We start from the raw sequence: 19,444 nt of genomic DNA on the forward strand, positions 1-19,444 counted from the left end.
GCATGACCGAGCCCGCCGCAACGAGTGCCGCCCACGACGCCCAGTTCCTCATCGTGATGGGAGTCTCCGGCTCCGGGAAGACCACACTGGCCGAAGGGATCGCCGAGGCGATGGGCTGGCTGTATGCCGAGGGCGACGACTTCCACTCGCAGGCCAACGTCAGCAAGATGGCGTCGGGCGTCCCGCTCACCGACGAGGACCGTTGGCCGTGGCTGCGGGCGATCGGCACCTGGATCGACGAGCACGAACGCGACGGTCGCAGCGCCGTGATCACCTGCTCGGCCCTGAAGCGCGCCTACCGGGACCTGCTCCGCGAAGGTCGCGACCATGTGCGCTTCGTCTACCTCGACGTCCCGCAGCAGGTGCTCGAGGAGCGGCTCGCCAAGCGCACCGGCCACTACATGCCGCCGTCACTGCTGCCCTCGCAGCTCGAGACACTCGAGCCGCTCCAGGACGACGAGGCCGGCGTCGTGGTGCACGCGCACCAGTCACCGGAGGCGTCCGTGACGGAGGCCCTCGAGTTGTTGGGTCTCACCGCGAAGAATTGATGCCGCAATAAGGGTTGTCGCGAGACCCCGCACCGGGTAAGTTCTTGCGTTTGTGCGTGCGGTTGGCATTGACCCCTCCCTCCCACTTCGTCCCCACAACCCCAGGCCGGCAATGCTGGCCTACTTCCGCCTGCTCACGGCCGGCTTCCGCGAGCAGGCCGCCTACCGGCTGGCGATGTTCGGCGGCCTCGTCGCCAACCTGACCTTCGGCTTCCTGAAGGTCGCGATGCTCTTCGCCACCGTGCGCGCCGCAGGCGGCACCGTCCAGGGGTATGACGTCGGCAGCATGAGCGCCTACATCTGGGTGTCCCAGGGGCTGCTCGGATCGATCAACCTCAACGGCCGGCTCGACCTCGCCGACCGGATCAAGAACGGCGACGTCGCGATCGACTTCTTACGCCCGGTCAACGTCCAATTGGCAACAGTCGTAACGGAAGTCGGCAAAGCGATGTTTGCCCTCATCCCCCGCGGCGTGCCGAGCGTCGCCATCGGGGCGCTCGTCGTCGGTATGACGATGCCTGCCTCGCCCGCGCCATACCTGCTGGGTGCGGTGAGCCTGCTGATCGGCATCACCATCTCGTTCTCGACCGTGTACCTCGTTGCCGTTGCGGGGTTCTGGTTGATCGAGACCCGAGGCATCCAGATCCTCTACATGGTGCTCTCCGGCTTCTTCGCCGGCCTCTTCGTGCCGATCTCGCTCTTCCCCGATTGGCTGCTGGTCATCGCGGAGGCCACGCCGTGCCCGTCGATGATGATGTACCCGATCGACATCCTGACCGGCCGCACGACCGGCGGCGCGGCATACGGGCTGGTCGGCGTCCAGCTCGCCTGGCTCGCCGGAACACTGCTCATCGGACATCTCATGACGAACGCGGGCCAACGCAAGCTGGAGGTGCAAGGCGGGTGAACACGTTGACCGAAATAAACCACACACCAACGCAATTCGACGGCTACCGCGCCGTGCTCTCCTCTCGAATGCGCTCCCAGCGCAGCTATCGCAGCAACTTCGTCATCGACCTGGTGAGCTCGGGACTGATCGGCCTGATCGAGTTGGCCGAGGTCTGGCTGCTCTTCCATCAGGTGAGCGTGCTGGGCGGCCTGGACTTCAAGCAGGTGTTGCTCGTCTTCGGTCTGGCCGACATGTGCTACTCGATCGCGGACATGTTCGTCGGCCACTGCGACACGCTGCCGAAGTACATCCGCGAAGGGACGCTGGACGTCTTCTACCTGCGGCCGCAGCCGCTGCTGTTGCAGCTGATGACCAGTGACATCTCGCTTCGCCGACTGACGCGCGCCGGAATCGGCCTGGCATCGTTGGCGATCGGGCTCTCGATCAACGACATCCACTGGTCAGCAGCGCACCTGGCGTTGCTCGTGCTGACCATCGTCTGCGCGATCGCGATCTTCTCCGCGATGTACATCTGGGCGGCCGGGATGCAGTTCTTCCTGATCCAGGGCGCCGAGTTCACCAACGCGTTCGTGTATGGCGGACGCTACGCGTCGACCCAACCGGCAGCCGTGTGGTCGATGCCGCTGAAGGCGCTCTTCGGTTTCGTCTTCCCGATGGCGCTGGCGGCATACGTTCCGGCGCTCTACCTGCTCGACCTTCCCGGACCAGCCGGCCTGCCGACCTGGCTCGCGTGGTGCACGCCTGTCGCTGGGGCGTGGATGTGGGGCTTTGCATTGATCATGTGGCGCTTCGGCGTGCGACACTACCAAGGAGGCGGAGGCTGATCATGACAGACCTGATCATCGAAACCGACGGGTTGACAAGGGAATTCACTCGTCGCGGCAAGGGGCGTGACGTGCTGCACCGGACGACCCTACGGGCGGTCGACGACCTGCGGCTGACGGTGCGACCCGGGGAGTCCGTGGGCTACATCGGAGCGAACGGCGCCGGGAAGTCGACCACCATCAAGATGCTGGTCGGGATCCTCGTCCCGACCGGCGGCACGGTCCGGACCTGCGGCATCGACCCGCACAAGGAGCGTCGCCGGCTGGCCGCGCAGGTCGGTGTCGTCTTCGGCCAGCGTTCGCAGCTGTGGTGGGACCTGCCGGTGCGGGAGTCCTTCGAGATCCTCGCCGCGATCCACCGACTCCCGGGTGCCGACGCCAAGGCCCGGACCGGCGAGCTCATCGAGCAGCTCGAGCTGGCGGAGTTCCTCGCGACGCCGGTGCGCCAGCTCTCGCTCGGCCAGCGGATGCGTGCCGAAGTCGCCGCCGCGCTGCTGCACCGGCCACGGCTGGTCATCCTCGACGAACCGACGATCGGCCTGGACGTGCTGTCCAAGCAGCGGCTGCGCGAATTCCTCATCACCGAACGCCGCGAACACGGCACCACCCTGCTGCTCACCACCCACGACATGGGCGACATCGAGCGGCTCTGCGAGCGCGTGCTGGTCGTCGACCACGGTCGCACCGTGTATGACGGCAGCCTCGACGGGCTCGCCCGCGCCGCCGGCGCCGACCGGACCCTGGTACTCGACTTCGCCGATGCCACGCCGGACCTGACCGGCATACCGGACACGACCCACCTGGGCAGTGAGGTCGCGGGAGCGCGCCAGCGGCTGGCGTTCGACTCCGACCGGACGACTGCTGCCGCGGTGCTCGCCGCCGTCGGCGAGCAGGCGCAACTGCGGGACCTGTCCATCGAGGAGCCCGACATCGAGGACGTCGTACGCCGCATCTACCGCGCCGCGCGCTGACGCCCGTCAGCGGTGGATGAGCTCCATCCAGTTGGCCGGCACCCGATCCTGCGGCGCCGGAACACCTTGGTCGGCGGGGTGGCTCGTCGGCTCGGCAAGTGCCGGCCCGTCGACCAGTTGTTGCGAGACGTAGTCGAAGAACCAGTCCTCGCCCGGCTCGAAACTCTGGATGAACCGATGCCCGGTGTCGGTCGCGTGCCCGGTGGCGTGCTGGCCGGGCGACGAATCGCAGCAACCGATGTGCCCACACGCCGCGCAACGACGCAGGTGCACCCACCACCCGCCGGCGGATTCGCAGTCCTGGCAACCGGTCCCGCTGGGCATTGCGTCGACGTCGATCTGACCGTCCGTGGAATCACTCACCCCTGGAACGCTAGTCCGCTGCACCGCTGAAACGAAGCGCGTCATACGTTCGTCGTCATGGCGATGATCGAAGTACGCAGGGCTCGCGCGGGCGACGAGGCAGCCCTCGTCGAGTTGCGAGTGGAGATGTTCCGCTCGATGGACATTCCCACGGACGACCACCTCTGGCGGGCCAACGCCTTCGCGTGGTTCGAGAGCCGGCTCGACGAACCGGCGTACGGGATCTTCGTCGTCACCGACGGCGAGGCGGTGGTCGCGAGCGCGATGGGCTGTGTGCGCGACGCGGCACCGTCGCCGACGTCACCGAACGGTGGCGACGTCCTGGTCAGCAATGTCTGCACCGCGCCGGAACACCGCGGCCGCGGTCACGGCCGCGCCGCGTTCGAGGCCGTGATGGCCTGGGCCCGCGCGCAAGGTGTCGGCCGGGCCGAACTGATGGCGACCGAGGCCGGCCGCGGGATGTACGAGCGCGCCGGGTTCGAAGCGCGAAGCGCCCCGCTCATGCGTGTGCGGCTCGGCTGACGCGTTGCCTCATACGGCTCGAGCTCGGTGCCGTCGCACGGCATCGCGGTTGGCGCAGCGCACCGAGCAGTAACGCTGCCGCCCGTTGCGGGTGACGTCGACGACGACGTTCGTGCAGGCGTCCCCCGGAGCGTCACCGGCGGCACACCGCCCGAGACGGTGCATGCCACGCGTGGTCAGGTGCAGCGCCGTTCCGACACTGATCACGGCTCGCAGCACGTGCGGCATCGTCTGGTCCTCGTCGCGGTAGTGCAGATGCCAGCCCTCGTTGTCGTGGTCGACCAGCCGCGGGTATGCCGTGGCGCGCTTCATCAGCACGTTGAGCAATCGGGCGCGTTCATCCGGATCCCGGGCGTCGACCACCGCCAACCACCGGTCGATCACCCGTCGCGTCTCCAGGTGATCACCGGGCGCCTCCGGGAAGCGCATCGTCATGCCGAACTCGCGAGTGCGTGCATCGATCTCCGTGCGGTCGGCCGGCCAGTCGTTCGCGAGGGACGCGGCCAGCAGGACGGCATACTCGCCGTAAGGGTTGAGATGCATAAGCCCATTACAGCACGCTGAGGGTATGACGCCCCGAAGCCAACGCCAGACCCTCGAAAGAGCAACGACGACAACCGAACACGCGTGGGTCACCGAGTCTCGGCATCCGACTTCACTCGGGGTGGTGCGCTACGTGCGCTGCATCGACTGTGGCGCACGTAGGGTGGATCTGCACGAGGCCACAGCGGTCGCCCCCGAAGGGATCAGCCGCGTCATGTGAGCGCGCCGGATCGTTCAGAACGTGAGAAGCATGCGGTGGTTGCCCAGGGTGTTGGGCTTGACGCGATCGAGGTCGAGGAACTCCGCGACACCCTCGTCATACGACTGCAGCATCTCGGCGTAGGCGTCCGGCTCGACCGGTTCGCCGTCGATCACCGAGAACCCGTGCGCCGAGAAGAAGCCCACCTCGAACGTCAGGCAGAAGACCCGACGCACGGCCAGGTCGCGCGCCCGCTGCACCAACGCATCCAGCAGCGTGCTGCCGATCCCCTGACCCTTCTCGTCGGCGTCGACAGCCAGTGTGCGGACCTCGGCGACGTTCTCCCACATGACGTGCAGTGCCCCGCACCCGACCAATCGGCCCTCGCGTTCGACGACGAGGAATTCTTGGACTCCCTCGTAGTAGGCAACGGCGGGTTTGGGCACGATCGCTCGGGACTCGACATACGGCTTGGTGAGCTCGCGGATCCCGCGCACGTCCGTCGCTCGCGCCGGCCGGAGCTGCAGTGCGGGATCCGTCAATGTCATGGGTCCATCCTTCCGCACGCCCGGTCCGCGGACGCGACGGCGTACCCAACCGGCGACCGTTGCCACTTACGCACGGCCGAAGTCCCAACCCACCCCAGCGGAGCGGGTATGACGAAGGGGCCGAGCGTAAAACGCTCGGCCCCTCTCGCCATACAGCTACCCTTCGATACGCCCGCTCGTCCCTCGCGGGCTACTCAGGGCATCGCTCAGTCAGCAGCCGGCTCACTCCTTGCCGAGGTCGACCCCGCCACCGCCGGCGGTCTCGACCGGCAACGAGTCCGGCGCCTCCGGCTTCGGGCTGCCGGTGAAGGTGAACGTGGCGTCCTTGCCCTCGCCGTCAACGTCGACCAGGACGATCTCGCCGGCACCGATCTCGCCGTAGAGGATCTTCTCGGACAGCACGTCCTCGACCTCGCGCTGGATCGCACGACGCAACGGACGGGCACCGAGGGCCGGGTCGTAGCCACGCTCGGCCAGCAGCTTCTTGGCCGCCGGCGTGAGCTCGATCGCCATGTCCTTGTCCTTGAGCCGCTCGTCCAGGTCGGCCACCCGCAGGTCGACGATCTGCACGATCTCCTCCTGCGTCAGCTGCGGGAAGACGATCGTGTCGTCGACACGGTTGAGGAACTCGGGCCGGAAGTGCTGCTTGAGCTCGTCCTGGACCTTGGCCTTCATCTTCTCGTAGCCGGTCGAGCTGTCGTTGCCCGACGCGAAGCCGAGCGAGACGCCCTTGGCGATGTCGCGTGTGCCGAGGTTGGTGGTCATGATGATCACGGTGTTCTTGAAGTCGACGACCCGGCCCTGGCTGTCGGTCAGGCGACCGTCCTCCAGGATCTGCAACAGCGAGTTGAAGATGTCCGGGTGTGCCTTCTCGACCTCGTCGAAGAGCACCACCGAGAACGGCTTGCGCCGCACCTTCTCGGTCAGCTGGCCACCCTCCTCGTAGCCGACGTAGCCGGGAGGCGAACCGAAAAGCCTTGAAACAGTGTGCTTCTCGGAGAACTCCGACATGTCGAGCGTGATCAGGGCATCCTCGTCGCCGAAGAGGAACTCCGCGAGCGACTTGGCCAGCTCGGTCTTACCGACACCGGTCGGACCGGCGAAGATGAACGAGCCGCCGGGGCGACGCGGGTCCTTCAGGCCGGCGCGGGTACGGCGGATCGCCTGCGACAGACCCTTGATGGCGTCGTCGTTGCCGATGACGCGCTTGTGCAGCTCGTCCTCCATCCGCAGCAGCCGGCTGGACTCCTCCTCGGTCAGCTTGAAGACCGGGATGCCGGTCGAAGCAGCCAGGACCTCGGCGATCAACTCCTCGTCGACCTCCGCGACGACGTCGATGTCGCCGGCCTTCCACTCCTTCTCGCGGTGCTCCTTGGCCTGGATCAGCTTCTTCTCGTCGTCGCGCAGGGACGCGGCCTTCTCGAAGTCCTGACCGTCGATCGCGGATTCCTTCTCACGACGGACGTGGGCGATCTTCTCGTCATACTCACGCAGGTCCGGCGGAGCGGTCATCCGGCGGATGCGCAGTCGCGCGCCCGCCTCGTCGATCAGGTCGATCGCCTTGTCCGGCAGGTGCCGGTCGTTGATGTAGCGGTCGGCCATGTTGACCGCGCCGACCAGGGCCGCATCGGTGATCGTCACCCGGTGGTGCGCCTCGTAGCGGTCACGCAGACCCTTCAGGATCTCGATCGCGTGCGGGATCGTCGGCTCCTGCACCTGGATCGGCTGGAAACGACGCTCCAGCGCGGCGTCCTTCTCGATGTGCTTGCGGTATTCGTCGAGCGTCGTCGCACCGATGGTCTGCAACTCACCACGAGCCAGCATCGGCTTGAGGATCGACGCAGCGTCGATCGCACCCTCCGCGGCACCCGCACCGACGAGCGTGTGAATCTCGTCGATGAACAGGATGATGTCGCCGCGCGTGCGAATCTCCTTGAGAACCTTGCGAAGTCGCTCCTCGAAGTCACCTCGGTAGCGGCTGCCCGCGACCAGTGAGCCGAGGTCGAGCGTGTAGAGCTGCTTGTCCTTCAGCGTCTCCGGCACCTCGCCACGGACGATGTCCTGGGCGAGCCCCTCGACGACGGCGGTCTTGCCGACGCCCGGCTCGCCGATCAGGACGGGGTTGTTCTTGGTACGTCGGGACAGCACCTGCATGACCCGCTCGATCTCCTTGTCACGCTGGATGACCGGATCGAGTTTGCCGTCGCGGGCGGCCTGGGTCAGGTTGCGACCGAACTGGTCGAGCACCAGCGAACCGGCGGGGGTGCCGCTCTCCTGGCCGGGCTGGCCGACACCGGCGCCCTGCGGCTCCTTGCCCTGGTAACCCGACACCAACTGGATGACCTGCTGGCGGACACGGGACAGGTCGGCGCCCATCTTGACCAGCACCTGGGCCGCGACGCCTTCGCCCTCGCGGATCAGGCCGAGCAGGATGTGCTCGGTGCCGATGTAGCTGTGACCGAGCTGCAGCCCCTCACGCAGGGACAGCTCGAGGACCTTCTTGGCGCGCGGAGTGAAGGGAATGTGCCCGGACTGGGTCTGCTGGCTGGGGCCGATGATCTCCTGCACCTGCTCACGCACGGCGTCCAAGGAGATGCCCAGGCTCTCCAGTGCCTTCGCGGCCACACCTTCGCCCTCGTGGATCAGCCCGAGCAGAATGTGTTCGGTGCCGATGTAGTTGTGGTTGAGCATGCGCGCTTCTTCCTGGGCGAGCACCACAACTCGCCGTGCGCGGTCGGTGAACCGTTCGAACATCTCTAACTCCTCGGGTAGCTCTCGCTACATCGATGCTAACCGCAGCAATGGATGCCGCCAGAGTTGACCACAGGGCGGTCCACGGTGCTGCAGCAGGTCTTGGTGCGGACAACGCCGGCGGCGGCCAGCATGTTCCGCCGCCGGCCGCCATGGAGCGTTGTTCGCGCAGAGCGAACAAAACTGCCGCCGGGGAGCAGATAGCATCCCCGGCATGACGGCCGTCCACATCGAAGTCCTGGGTTCGGTCTTCGCGGTCGACATACCCGCTGCGGACGACGTACGACGGATTCGCACCCAATGGTCGCGCTGTATGGCGCCCGCCGAAGCTCCCGTTGCATCGACGGTCCCCTACAGCCCGTTCGACGATCCGGACCTGCGCGACTACAGCCTCGCCAGCGCGCTGACGCTGGCCGGGATCACCGAGTCCGCCGGGTCGCGGCTGATGCTGCACGCGGCGGGTGTCGCCGACCGGGACACCGGGCGGGTGGCGGTGCTGGTGGCCGCGTCCGGGACCGGCAAGACCACTGCCGCGCACCGGCTGTGCGCTGCCGGGTTCGGCTATGTGACCGACGAGACGGTGTCGATCGGCGCCGACGACGACGTGCTGCCCTACCCGAAGCCGCTGTCCGTCGTCATCAACGGCGACGCACCGCATCACAAATCCCAGCACGGGCCGGACGACCTCGGCCTCGAACCCTGCCCGCCGCAAGCTCGCGCCGGCCTGGTCGTGCTGCTGGACCGCGACCGGGACCCGGCGACCGACCCTGCGACCGATTCGGACGCCGGCCCGACACTGGAGCAGGTGCCACTGCTGGACGGTCTGCTCGAGCTGATCCCGCAGACCTCCGCACTGCCCGCGATGCGGCGGCCGCTGCAGTCCCTGGCGGGCACCCTGCAGCGGGCCGGCGGCGTATGGCGGCTGCGCTACCGCGAGATCGAGGACACCGCTCCGCTGCTACGGGAGGTGCTCCACTCGCGCACCCCGGACCCGAGTGACGTCGTGGCGTTCGAACCCTTCGACGACCGGTCCAGTCGCCCGACACCCGAGCCGGTCGCCGACACCGAACAGGATCCGGAGCTGAGCGACACCGCCTGCGTCATACGCGCTCCGTATGTCGACGCCGTGGGTATCGACGACGAGATCGTGGTCCTCAGCGGTGCCCACCCGATCCGGCTCAGCGGCTTGGGCAGCACGATCTGGGCAGGCTGCGCGCGAGCGACGTCGGTCGAGCAGCTGACCGAGCTGAGCGTGGCCGAGCACGGCCATCACCCGCGGGCCGCGCACCTGGTCCGCGACGCCATCCGGGAACTGCTGCTGCACAACGTTCTGCAGCGGACGGCCTGACGCGACCTCAGTCGCCCAGCCGCGGCACCAACTCGTCGAGCAGTTCGCTGATCCGGCCGGCCACCTCGTGCGCGAGCTCCGGGCCGCGACGGTAGGGGTCGGGTATGTCGTCCTCGTCCCGCGCCCGCTGCCGGAACGCGCCGATCTGCGCGAGCAACTCGCGGCCGTGGACCTCCGCCGGGTGGTCGCGGGCGATCCGCGCCAGTTGCCCGAGGGTGAAGGTGCGCCGGACGAGACCCGGGAAGTCGTCCAGCACCACCGAGCGATGGAAGGTCTCCATCGCCACGATCAGGTCGGCTCCCTCGATGATCTCCCGGCTCAGCGACTGTGCCCGGAACCCGGACGGATCGCCGCCGAGAGCCCGCAACTCACCGGCCATGGTGGGTTCCATCGCCGAGCCGACCAACGCCCCCGCGCCGGCGCTCGCGAACGTCCACCCGGTGATGCCGCTGCGCTCGGCCACGTGCTGCGCGTAACGCTCGGCGAACGGCGAGCGGCAGATGTTGCCGGTGCAGACGAACAACAGGTGCGACATGGAGGGGAACTCCTCGTACGGCGGGCAGGGCGATTATTTTCGCACGGCGGGCAGATCCGCCCTGCTCGGATATACTCGCGCCGTTCTGTGGAAGTGCGGGGGGCACCACATCGTCACCCGTTCGCCGGAAACTGCACCGCATCATCGATCCGGCGCCGACCCGGCTCTGATACGTGGTCATGGAGACAGACGTTGACACTGGAAGACCTGTGGAAGCTCACGCGCCGCTACTGGATCATGCTCGCGGCGTGCGCCTGTGTCGGCCTCGCCCTTGCCGCGGCATACACCTGGACCCGGACCAAGCAGTACACCGCCTCGGCGCAGGCGCTCGTCGCCGCACCGAGCAACTCCCATGACACCGCCTCCAGCGGCGCGGCATACAGCAGCGGACTCGTCGCCCAGCAGCGCGCCGCGGTCTGGGCCGACCTCGCGACGTCGCGTCAGGTGACCGGCGAGGTCATCAAGCAGGAGAAGCTGTCGATCTCCAAGGATCAGCTGGCCACCCAGATCACCGCCACGGTCCCGCAGGACAAGCCGATCATCACCGTGACGGTCACCGCCGAGGACCCGGCCCGCGCGAAGTCCATCGCCAACTCGGTCGTCAACGTGCTGACCACTTATGTGCAGAAGGCCGACCCGGGCACCGGCGTCGCGATCAAGAACACCTCGAGCGCTGTCCTGCCGAGCGCTCCGTCCTACCCGAAGCCGGCCAAGATCCTGCCCATCGGCGTGCTGGCCGGCCTGGTCATCGGCTACCTGCTGGCCCTGATCCAGCACCGCCGCGACACCCGCGTGCGCACCACGGAGGACGTCGAGGAGAACCTCGGCTCGAGCGTGCTGGGCGTCATCCCGGCGACCCGACAACTCGCCGCCGCCGACCGTTCCCTGCACAGCAAGCAGGACTTCGCGACCCGCGAGGCACTGCGGCAGTTGCGCACCAACCTGCGCTTCGTCGACGTCGACCACGACCCGCGCAGCATCGTCATCACCAGCGCCCGGATGAGTGAGGGCAAGTCGACCGTCGCGGCCGCGCTCGCCTGGGTGATCGCCGATTCCGGCGACAAGGTCATCCTGGTCGACGCCGACCTGCGCCGACCCGCCGTTGCCGGCATCTACGACCTGGACTCCTCCGTCGGGCTGACCCAGGTGCTTGCGGGCACCGCCTCGGTCGAGGACGCACTGCAGCCCACGGACAAGCCGGGCCTGTTCGTGCTGACCGCCGGGCAGATCCCGCCCAACCCCAGTGAACTGCTCGGGTCGCAGCGGATGCGGCAGCTGCTGGAGTCGCTCACCGACACCTACCGGGTGATCCTGGATGCACCGCCGCTGCTGCCGGTGACCGACGCCGCGCTGCTGTCGGCGAGCGCCGATGGTGCGGTCGTCGTGGTCGCCGCCTCCGACACCCGCGTCGAGCACGTGCAGCGCGCACGGCACAACCTCGAGGCCGTCGGCGGCCGGGTGCTCGGTGGCGTGCTCAACCGCGTCAACACCCGCCGGATCAACCGGATCATGTATGGCGACACGCAGTACGGCCACGGCGCCTACGGCACGTATGCCGGTGAGAAGTACTACGGCGACTCGCACACCGACGGCACCCACGCGGCAAGTGACAAGCGTCCCGCCCAGGGCAAGCGGCCCGGGTCCAAGCCGTCGACCAAGCCGGCCAATCGCTCCGACGTGCCAGAGAGCCGGCGGATGCGCCGCCGCGAGCGCGCCCAGTAGCTAGCCGGCCTTCTTGGCCTGCTTCTTGGTGGTCTTCTTCGCCGCCTTCTTCGGGGTCGCCTTCGAGGCGGACTTCGACGTCTTCGCGGCAGTCGTCTTCTTGGCAGTCGCCTTCTTGGCGGGCGCCTTCTTCGCTGCCTTCTTCGTCGAGGCCGACTCGGCCTTGGCCGCGGCCTTCGGCTCCTCGTCGGCAGACTCGTCGACCGGCTCGCCGCGGGACTTCTTCGCGCGGTTGACGCTCTGCTGCAGCGCAGCCAGCAGGTCGAGCACCTCGCCGCCCTCGTCCTCCTCCTCGGGCAGCGCGGTCACCTCGTTGCCCTCGACCTTGGCGCGCACGACCTCCTTGACTGCCTGCTCGTAGTCGTCGCGGTAGTCGCTCGGGTCGTAGTCGCCGGACAACGAGTCGACGAGCATGCCGGCCATCGCCAGCTCCGCCTCCCTGGGCTCGACGTCGCTCGCGTCGTCCAGCACGCCGAAGTCGGCACTGCGGATCTCGTCCGGCCACAGCATCGTCTGCAGCACGATCACGTCGTCGCGCACGCGGAGCAACGCCACCGTCGATCGGGTACGGATCGACACCGTCACCAACGCGACGCGATCGGTGGACCGCAGCGCGTCGCGCAGCAGCACGTAGGGCTTGACCGAGCCCTTGTCGGGCTCCAGGAAGTAGCTCTTGTCCAGCAGCATCGCGTCGATCTGCGCGCTCGGGACGAACTTGTCGACCGCGATCTCCTTGCTGCTGCTGACCGGCAACTGGGCCAGGTCCTCATCGGTCAGCACGACCATCTGGCCGTCCTCGGTCTCGAAGCCCTTGGCGATGTCGTCATACGACACCTGCTCACCGTCGATCGAGCAGACGCGCTGGTATTTGATCCGGCCGCCGTCCTCGCGGTGCACCTGCCGGAACTGCACGTCGTGGTTCTCGGTCGCGGAGTAGAGCCGCACCGGCACGTTGACCAGACCGAAGGAGACTGCGCCCTTCCAAATTGCCCGCATTCGTCGATTGTGCTGTGTCGGTGTGACAGCCAGCAAGCGGTGCGGCTGCTGTTGCCCGCGAGTTCAGGGCAAGATTGACGCCATGCGCCCCATGCTCGCGACCCCCGCGGACACCGTGCCCGAGGGCGACGACTGGCTGCACGAGGTGAAATGGGACGGCATGCGCGTGCTGGCGCACATCTCCGGATCGTCGGTGCGACTCACCTCGCGGACCGAACGCGACGTGACCGTCGCCTTCCCCGAGCTGATCCGGCCGGACGCCGGATTGCAGGGGTATGACGACCTGCTGCTCGACGGTGAGGTGGTGGTGCTCGCCGACGGCGTTCCGTCATTCGCCGCACTGGCCGAGCGGTTCAACGTCTCGGACGCGTCGATGGCTGCGCGGCTCGCGGCCGCGGCACCCGCAAGCTTCCTGGTCTTCGACGTGCTGCAGGCGATGAACCGGCCCACCCTGGCGATGCCGCTGCGGCAACGCCGGCAGTTGCTGGAGGGCCTCGAGCTGGCGACCCGGTACGTCCAGGTCCCCGCCACCTTCACCGACGGTGCGCAGTTGGCCGAGGCGACCGCCGCCAAGGGCCTGGAGGGCGTGGTGTCGAAACGAGCCGGCTCGCCATACCGACCGGGGCGACGCAGTCCCGACTGGCGCAAGATCGTGCATCGCCGCACGGACTCGTTCGTCGTGTGCGGGTGGCTGCCGGAGCGCGACAACGATCGTGTCCTCGGATCGCTCTACCTGGCGACCCCGACCCCGCACGGGCCGCTGCTCTACCGCGGGCGCGTCGGCTCCGGGCTCGCAGGCGCACGCGGTGCACAACTGCTGGAGCGGTTGCGCGGACTGGCCACTGACGAGTCACCGTTCGACGAGACGCTGCCGGTGGAGGCCGACCGCGGCGCGATCCGCTGGGTCCGACCCGAGCTCGTCGCAGATGTGGAGTTCCTCGGGATCTCCGAGGGCGGCCAGCTACGCCAGCCGAGCTGGCGCGGGATCCGGCACGATCTGACTCCCGACGAGCTCGCCACGACCGAAAGTGCGGACCCATCGTGAATCGCCGGCGGACAGGACCCGGTGTCCCCGCGATGTATCGGAGGGGCGAAGCGGCGGAGAACGTAGTGGGGTGGGGCTGATGGTCGACGGGCAGATCACCACCGAGGTCGGTGGCCGCCGGCTGAAACTGGGCAATCTGGACAAGGTGCTCTACCCGGGCACCGAGACGACCAAGGGCGAGGTGCTGCACTACTACACACAGGTCGCGGAGCCGCTCCTGGCGGTGCTCGCGGACCGTCCGGCAACTCGAATCCGTTGGCCGCACGGCGTTTCCGACCTGTCCTTCTTCGAGAAGAACCTCCCGCCGGGTGCGCCGTCCTGGCTGCCGCGGGTGGCCCTGCCGTCGTCCGGTTCACGCGGCACCGGTGACGAGGTCGTCTATCCGGTGATCGGCGATCTCGCCGAGCTGGTCTACCTCGTCAACCTCGCGTCCTTGGAGTTCCACGTGCCGCAGTGGCGGTTGGTGGACGGCCGACCCGTCGCGCCGGACCGTCTGGTGATCGACCTCGACCCGGGCGCACCGGCCGGGCTCACCGAGTGCGCGCAACTGGCGCTGATCGTGCGCGAGCGGTTGGCCGACATCGGCCTGGACCGGTGCGTGCCGGTCACGTCCGGCAGCAAGGGCATGCAGGTGTATGCCGCCCTCGACCCCGGCCCTGGAGGCGCTCGGAGCAGCGACGCCATACGGGATGCGACCCGCGAACTGGCACAGCAACTCACTCGCGAACACCCGGACCTGGTGGTGTGGAAGATGACCAAATCGAAGCGACCCGGAAAGGTGCTGCTCGACTGGTCGCAGAACACCGCGGCGAAGACAACGATCGCCCCGTATTCACTGCGCGGGAAGGACCGGCCGACCGCGGCCGCACCGCGCACTTGGACTGAGATCGAGAACGGCGCCCGAGAATCCGGCAGTCTGCATCAAATACTGTTCGACGAGGTGCCGGAAAGACTGCAGGAGTATGGCGATTTGTTCGCCGACGGACTGCGTCGGAGTTGACACATGTCACACACATGAAAACGCCGTTCGGTGCATGGAATCCATGCACCGAACGGCGTTGCCGAGAGCTTCGGACCGCCTTCGAGGAAGGCTCTGCTCAACCGTTGGCCCGCGCGTAGGCTTCCTGCACCTCGGCGGACACGCGACCGCGGTCGCTCACCTTGAAGCCGTTCTTCCGGCCCCATTCACGCACCTTGTTGAGATCATTGCGACCGGCCGCCCGCACCGGGGCGACACGCGCACGACCGCCGCGCACGGGTCGGGCATGCCCGACCCACTTCGCGAAGTCGTCACGCAGCTGCGCGGAATTCGCCGCAGAAAGATCGATCTCGTAGGCCTTGCCGTCAATGGAGAAATTGACGGTCTCGCTCGCTTCGGACCCGTCCAGGTCGTCCTCGAGCAAAATCTGCACACGCTGCGCCATTACGTTTACTCCTGCCAGGGGGTTTCCAAAAGACCGGAAACAACGCTAACACAGGGCATGTGTAAGAAGCAGGGCGAAGAAGGGCTTATTGCCGGTGTCTTTTTGTATCGCCGAACGATCTTTTGTCGCGGTCAACGCCACGAATCACTGCTGCGGATCGTGCTTTTCCGACACCGTTGCCGTGGCCTCGGCCTGCGCACGCTCCCACTGAGCGTGCGCGATCCGCTCGCGCCGGTCGCCTTCCATCATGTGCTTGAGGATGATGTAGAGCAGATAGAGCAACCCGATGGACGGGATCAGAGTCTCGATGTAGGGCCACACGCCATCCATGGTAAGCCCTTAAAACAGAGCGCCTTCCGCAGCACCGGACTCGTGCGACAGCAGCCAGCGCTTGCGCTCGATGCCACCGCCGTAGCCCGTCATACTCCCGTTGGCACCGATCACCCGGTGGCACGGGATCACGATCGAGATCGGGTTGCGGCCATTGGCCAGTCCGACGGCGCGGCTGGCGGTCGGACTGCCGATGTGCTCGGCCAATTCGCCATAACTCCAGGTCTGCCCGAAGGGTATGTCGCGCAACGCCTGCCATACGCGCCGCTGGAATTCGGTCCCGATCGGGCGGAGCGGCAGATCGAACTCGGTCCGCTCGCTGGCGAAGTACTCGGTCAACTGCCGGGCAGCTTCGTCCAGCACCGGGTCGCTCTCGACCCGCACGCCGTACTCGTCCGGGTCCGGTGCGTACTTGTGGACCTCCATGTAGACCGCGATCAACTCGTCGCCGTCGGCGATCAGGGTGACCGGACCGATCGGGGTCGGGACCACTTCGTGACGCTTGTTCATGACGCACTCCTTGCGTTCTCGGGAAGCTGGTTGATCTCGTGCGGGCCGCTGGCCCAGAGGTGTTGTACGGCGTAGGCGCGCCAGGGGCGCCACGGCTCGGTGGCGGCGACGGCCGCTCGCCCGCTGTCGGGTATGCCGAGGCGCGCCATCGCCTGCCGGACGCCGAGATCGGTCGCGAGGAACGCGTCCGGGTCGCCGAGTGCGCGCATCGCGACACCCTCGACAGTCCACGGCCCGATCCCGGGCAGGGCCAGCAGGTCCCGACGGGTGTCGTCCCAGTTGGCGCTGGTCGAGACGTCGATCTCCCCCTCGGCGAGGGCAGCGGCGAGGCCCCGCAACGTCGCTCGCCTGCTCTGGGGCATGGCGAGGGTCTCGTCCGACGCGGTCGCGATCACCGCAGCGTCCGGGAAGGTCGCGGTCAGGCCGCCCTCCGGATCGTCGAGGGGTTCGCCATACGCCTCGACGAGCCGGGCGGCATGGGTTCGCGCCGCGCGGGTCGAGATCTGCTGCCCCAGGACGAGGCGCAGGGCGAGCTCCGCCCCGTCGACGGTGCGCGGCACGCGCCGGCCGGGAGCGGCTGCTACCAGCGGTGCGAGCACGGCGTCCTCCGACAGATGAGCATCGATCGCTTCTGGGTCCGCGTCCAGGTCGAGTAGCCAGCGGCAGCGGCTGATCGCCACGGGCAGGTCGGCGAGATCGCGCAGCCACACCCGAGCCGCCACGAATCCGTCGTCCGGCCGCAGCGCGACGACAGCCGGACCGTGCGGCAGCTGCATGGTGCGCCGATAGGCACCGTCCCGCCATTCCTCGACACCCGGAACGGCCGTGGCGACCAGGTGCCCGAAGAGGTTGTCCACTCGCAGCGGCCGGCGGAACGGCAACCGCAACTGCAGGTGGTGCCAGGCGCTGCCGGCGACCGCGTCATCAGCGGAAAGCCTTGATTTCGAACGAAGTTCACGCGGCGCCATGGCGAAGACCTCACGCACCGTGTCGTTGAACGACCGAATGCTGCCGAATCCGGATGCGTGGGCGACCTGGGTCAGCGGCAGGGTCGTCGTCTCGATGAGCACGCGTGCCGTCTGCGCGCGCTGGGCGCGGGCGAGCGCGACCGGTGACGCTCCGAGCTCGGCCCGGATCTGCCGCTCGATCTGCCGCGTGCTGTAACCGAGCCGCCGGCTCAACCCGTCGACGCCCTCCCGATCGACGACACCGTCCGCGATCAGGCGCATGGCTCGCGCCACCAGGTCCGCCCGGGCGTTCCACTCCGGCGAGCCGGGACTCGCGTCCGGCCGGCATCGCTTGCAAGCGCGAAAACCGTTGGCCTGTGCGGCAGCCGCGCTCGGGTAGAAGGTGATGTTGCGCGCCTTCGGCGGAGTCGCCGGACAACTCGGCCGGCAGTAGATGCCGGTGGTGCGGACACCCGTGACGAACCAGCCGTCGAAGCGGGCGTCGCGCGACCGCACGGCCGTCATACACGTCTGGTGATCGGTGAGCATGCGTCCAGTCTGCGCCGGACCACTGACAATGACTAGCGAAAATTCGACATGTCGGTTTTTGGCTAGTGAGTGTCGGTCGTCGGGCCGACCTCGAGGGGCTGGTTGTCGATCAGCCGGGTGGTGCCGACCTTGGCAGCCACCGCGAGCAGGGCCTGTCCGCGGTACCACTCGGGCACCTGCTCCAGGGTCTCCGGATGCACCAGGACCAGGTAGTCCACCAGCGCGAGCGGCTCGCGCACAAGCACCTCCCGCGCAGCCCGGCGGACGGCCGCAGGACCGTTGATCGCCTGCTCGGCGCCCGCTCGCAGCGCACGCGAAAGACTCAGTGCCACTTCGCGATCCGCCGGGCTCAGGTAGGTGTTGCGACTACTGAGTGCGAGACCGTCGGTCTCGCGAACGGTGGGGACCGCGATGACCTCGACGGGGAAGTCCAGGTCACGCGCCATCCGCCGGATCAGCAGCAGTTGCTGCGCGTCCTTCTGCCCGTAGAAGGCGAAATCCGGCTGGACGAGGTGCATCAGCTTGGCGACCACGGTCAGCACCCCGTCGAAATGTCCTGGGCGGGAAGCACCTTCGAGGACCTCGCCCAACTGGCCGGCGGAGACCCGCACGCCCGGTTCACCCTGGGGATAGACCACATCGGGGGTGGGTGCGAAGACGAGGGAGACACCCTCTCGCCCGCAGATCTCCAGGTCGTCCGCGAGCGTCTGCGGATAGCGGGACAGGTCTTCGCCGGCCGCGAACTGCAGCGGGTTGAGGAAGATCGTCACGACGACATGGTCGGCCGATTTCCTTGCGGTTCGGATCAATTCGGCGTGGCCTTCGTGCAGCGCACCCATCGTCATGACGGTGGCGACGGTGCCCTCCAGCGACTTTCGCGCGTTGAGCAGGTCCTCACGGCTGTGTGCGACCACCGGTTGCGACGTCATCGATCTTCTTCCTTTGCGAACAGGTCGAGCATGGGCTGGACGGACTCGGCCGGCATCGCGCGGCGCGCGGCCGACCGCCTCGTGGTGGCGGCACCGAGCGCGCGATAGGCCCGGCGGATGTCCTCGGGCTGATCGTCGAGCGCACGCAGATGCGCCGCGACGGTGCCGATGTCGCCGCGCACGACGGGGCCGGTGAGTGCCCGGTCGCCACGCTGCAGGCTGTTCTCCAGAGCCGCTTCCAGCAACGGGCGCAGCAGCACTGCCGGATCGTCGACGCCGATGCCGCGCAACAACTGCTCGGACTGCGCGACGATGGTCGTCAGGTGATTGGCGGCGTGCGAGAGGGCCGCGTGATAGGTCGCCCGGTCCTCGTCGGCCAGCCGGAACGGTTCACCGCCGAGATCGAGCGCCAGCGCATCGGCCAACAGGTCGGCACCCATGGATGCGGTGACTGCGATCGGTGTGCCCGTGATCCGGTCGACATCTCCGGGCGCTCCGGTGAAGGTCATGACCGGATGGAGCACCACTGCGTCACCACCGGCATCGACGACCGGCTGCAAGACATCGAGGCCACGGAAACCACTGGTGTGTATGGCGACTCGGCCACCCTCCCAGGCGCCGTTCGCCGCCAGCCCGGAGACCAGCGGGCCGATGGCGTCGTCCGGGACGGTCAGCAACACGACGTCGGCCGACGCCACCACGTCCTGGACGTCCCGCACCGGAACCCCCGGCAACAGCTTCGCCGCGCGCTCGCGCGACTCCTCGCTGACGGCGCTCACCGCCACCACCTCGTGGCCGGCCGCGCGCAGTGCCGCTCCGAGCACCGACCCGACCCGGCCGGTGCCGACGACACCAACGCGCAGGGTCGGTCGCTCCAGTTGACTCACCCGAACGACGCTAGCCGAACGCCTCCGACCGCGTGGAGCAGGT

At 67.9% G+C, this 19,444-nt stretch carries 21 protein-coding genes; 9 read left to right on the forward strand and 12 right to left on the reverse strand.

The window, feature by feature from the left end:
- Nucleotides 1-2: 2 nt before the first annotated feature.
- The 4 genes from ACZ50J_RS19260 (at nucleotide 3) to ACZ50J_RS19275 (ending at nucleotide 3,253) form a co-directional block, all read left to right on the forward strand.
- Nucleotides 3-548: a gluconokinase gene (locus ACZ50J_RS19260; RefSeq protein ID WP_464298768.1), complete on the forward strand. Its 546-nt coding sequence runs from the start codon at nucleotides 3-5 to the stop codon at nucleotides 546-548.
- Between the two features lie 112 nt (nucleotides 549-660).
- On the forward strand, nucleotides 661-1,455 hold the full coding sequence (locus ACZ50J_RS19265) for an ABC transporter permease (protein WP_464298769.1): 795 nt from the start codon (nucleotides 661-663) through the stop codon (nucleotides 1,453-1,455).
- Nucleotides 1,452-2,282 carry an ABC transporter permease gene (locus ACZ50J_RS19270; RefSeq protein WP_464298770.1) on the forward strand — a complete coding sequence of 277 codons (831 nt, stop codon included), beginning with the start codon at nucleotides 1,452-1,454 and terminating at the stop codon, nucleotides 2,280-2,282. Before ACZ50J_RS19265 ends, ACZ50J_RS19270 begins: the two co-directional genes overlap by 4 nt.
- Nucleotides 2,283-2,284: 2 nt before the next feature.
- Nucleotides 2,285-3,253, forward strand: coding sequence for an ABC transporter ATP-binding protein (locus ACZ50J_RS19275; RefSeq protein ID WP_464298771.1), 969 nt, complete (start codon nucleotides 2,285-2,287; stop codon nucleotides 3,251-3,253).
- 6 nt (nucleotides 3,254-3,259) lie between these two features.
- Here the strand turns inward: ACZ50J_RS19275 and ACZ50J_RS19280 are convergent, their stop codons facing one another.
- Nucleotides 3,260-3,577, reverse strand: coding sequence for a UBP-type zinc finger domain-containing protein (locus ACZ50J_RS19280; protein WP_464301374.1), 318 nt, complete (start codon nucleotides 3,575-3,577; stop codon nucleotides 3,260-3,262).
- A 96-nt stretch (nucleotides 3,578-3,673) separates the two neighbouring features.
- Here ACZ50J_RS19280 and ACZ50J_RS19285 point away from each other — a divergent pair, with 96 nt between their 5' ends.
- Entirely contained in the window at nucleotides 3,674-4,138 is a 465-nt protein-coding gene (locus tag ACZ50J_RS19285; RefSeq protein WP_464298772.1) for an N-acetyltransferase family protein, read from the forward strand.
- A 9-nt stretch (nucleotides 4,139-4,147) separates the two neighbouring features.
- Here ACZ50J_RS19285 and ACZ50J_RS19290 read toward each other — a convergent pair whose 3' ends face one another.
- From ACZ50J_RS19290 to ACZ50J_RS19300, 3 genes are all read right to left on the reverse strand, one after another.
- The gene (locus ACZ50J_RS19290; RefSeq protein WP_464298773.1) at nucleotides 4,148-4,681 is read right to left on the reverse strand and encodes a CGNR zinc finger domain-containing protein; all 534 of its coding nucleotides are present in this window, start codon (nucleotides 4,679-4,681) and stop codon (nucleotides 4,148-4,150) included.
- Nucleotides 4,682-4,915: 234 nt separating this feature from the next.
- A complete protein-coding gene (locus tag ACZ50J_RS19295; protein ID WP_464298774.1) occupies nucleotides 4,916-5,428 on the reverse strand; it encodes an amino-acid N-acetyltransferase in 513 nt (170 codons plus the stop codon).
- A gap of 222 nt (nucleotides 5,429-5,650) precedes the next feature.
- Nucleotides 5,651-8,182 (reverse strand): ATP-dependent Clp protease ATP-binding subunit, encoded by a 2,532-nt coding sequence (locus ACZ50J_RS19300; protein ID WP_464298775.1) that lies wholly within the window; start codon nucleotides 8,180-8,182, stop codon nucleotides 5,651-5,653.
- A gap of 211 nt (nucleotides 8,183-8,393) precedes the next feature.
- On the opposite strand from ACZ50J_RS19300, the gene ACZ50J_RS19305 reads away from it, so the two are divergent.
- The gene (locus tag ACZ50J_RS19305) at nucleotides 8,394-9,527 is read left to right on the forward strand and encodes a hypothetical protein (RefSeq protein ID WP_464298776.1); all 1,134 of its coding nucleotides are present in this window, start codon (nucleotides 8,394-8,396) and stop codon (nucleotides 9,525-9,527) included.
- A 7-nt stretch (nucleotides 9,528-9,534) separates the two neighbouring features.
- On the opposite strand, the gene ACZ50J_RS19310 is transcribed toward ACZ50J_RS19305, so the two are convergent.
- The gene (locus ACZ50J_RS19310; protein ID WP_464298777.1) at nucleotides 9,535-10,062 is read right to left on the reverse strand and encodes an arsenate reductase/protein-tyrosine-phosphatase family protein; all 528 of its coding nucleotides are present in this window, start codon (nucleotides 10,060-10,062) and stop codon (nucleotides 9,535-9,537) included.
- Nucleotides 10,063-10,254: 192 nt separating this feature from the next.
- Here ACZ50J_RS19310 and ACZ50J_RS19315 point away from each other — a divergent pair, with 192 nt between their 5' ends.
- Nucleotides 10,255-11,784, forward strand: a complete 1,530-nt coding sequence (locus tag ACZ50J_RS19315) for a tyrosine-protein kinase domain-containing protein (protein WP_464298778.1) — start codon at nucleotides 10,255-10,257, stop codon at nucleotides 11,782-11,784.
- Here ACZ50J_RS19315 and ku read toward each other — a convergent pair whose 3' ends face one another.
- On the reverse strand, nucleotides 11,785-12,780 hold the full coding sequence (ku, locus tag ACZ50J_RS19320; protein WP_464298779.1) for a non-homologous end joining protein Ku: 996 nt from the start codon (nucleotides 12,778-12,780) through the stop codon (nucleotides 11,785-11,787). It abuts the gene before it with no gap.
- 82 nt (nucleotides 12,781-12,862) lie between these two features.
- Here ku and ligD (ACZ50J_RS19325) point away from each other — a divergent pair, with 82 nt between their 5' ends.
- Both ligD (ACZ50J_RS19325) and ligD (ACZ50J_RS19330) read left to right on the forward strand, forming a co-directional pair.
- Nucleotides 12,863-13,825, forward strand: coding sequence for a non-homologous end-joining DNA ligase (gene ligD / locus ACZ50J_RS19325; RefSeq protein ID WP_464298780.1), 963 nt, complete (start codon nucleotides 12,863-12,865; stop codon nucleotides 13,823-13,825).
- Between the two features lie 79 nt (nucleotides 13,826-13,904).
- The gene (gene ligD, locus ACZ50J_RS19330; protein ID WP_464298781.1) at nucleotides 13,905-14,825 is read left to right on the forward strand and encodes a non-homologous end-joining DNA ligase; all 921 of its coding nucleotides are present in this window, start codon (nucleotides 13,905-13,907) and stop codon (nucleotides 14,823-14,825) included.
- 97 nt (nucleotides 14,826-14,922) lie between these two features.
- Here ligD (ACZ50J_RS19330) and ACZ50J_RS19335 read toward each other — a convergent pair whose 3' ends face one another.
- From ACZ50J_RS19335 to ACZ50J_RS19360, 6 genes are all read right to left on the reverse strand, one after another.
- On the reverse strand, nucleotides 14,923-15,249 hold the full coding sequence (locus ACZ50J_RS19335) for a histone-like nucleoid-structuring protein Lsr2 (protein WP_464298782.1): 327 nt from the start codon (nucleotides 15,247-15,249) through the stop codon (nucleotides 14,923-14,925).
- A 144-nt stretch (nucleotides 15,250-15,393) separates the two neighbouring features.
- Nucleotides 15,394-15,579, reverse strand: coding sequence for a hypothetical protein (locus tag ACZ50J_RS19340; protein WP_464298783.1), 186 nt, complete (start codon nucleotides 15,577-15,579; stop codon nucleotides 15,394-15,396).
- Between the two features lie 9 nt (nucleotides 15,580-15,588).
- On the reverse strand, nucleotides 15,589-16,089 hold the full coding sequence (locus ACZ50J_RS19345; RefSeq protein ID WP_464298784.1) for a methylated-DNA--[protein]-cysteine S-methyltransferase: 501 nt from the start codon (nucleotides 16,087-16,089) through the stop codon (nucleotides 15,589-15,591).
- The gene (locus tag ACZ50J_RS19350; RefSeq protein ID WP_464298785.1) at nucleotides 16,086-17,585 is read right to left on the reverse strand and encodes an AlkA N-terminal domain-containing protein; all 1,500 of its coding nucleotides are present in this window, start codon (nucleotides 17,583-17,585) and stop codon (nucleotides 16,086-16,088) included. The genes ACZ50J_RS19345 and ACZ50J_RS19350 overlap by 4 nt, the downstream gene beginning before the upstream one ends.
- A gap of 62 nt (nucleotides 17,586-17,647) precedes the next feature.
- Nucleotides 17,648-18,514, reverse strand: a complete 867-nt coding sequence (panC, locus tag ACZ50J_RS19355; protein ID WP_464298786.1) for a pantoate--beta-alanine ligase — start codon at nucleotides 18,512-18,514, stop codon at nucleotides 17,648-17,650.
- Nucleotides 18,511-19,401: a Rossmann-like and DUF2520 domain-containing protein gene (locus ACZ50J_RS19360; protein ID WP_464298787.1), complete on the reverse strand. Its 891-nt coding sequence runs from the start codon at nucleotides 19,399-19,401 to the stop codon at nucleotides 18,511-18,513. Before ACZ50J_RS19360 ends, panC begins: the two co-directional genes overlap by 4 nt.
- Nucleotides 19,402-19,444 lie beyond the last annotated feature (43 nt).

The sequence above is a fragment of the Flexivirga sp. G2 genome (genome assembly GCF_055397625.1).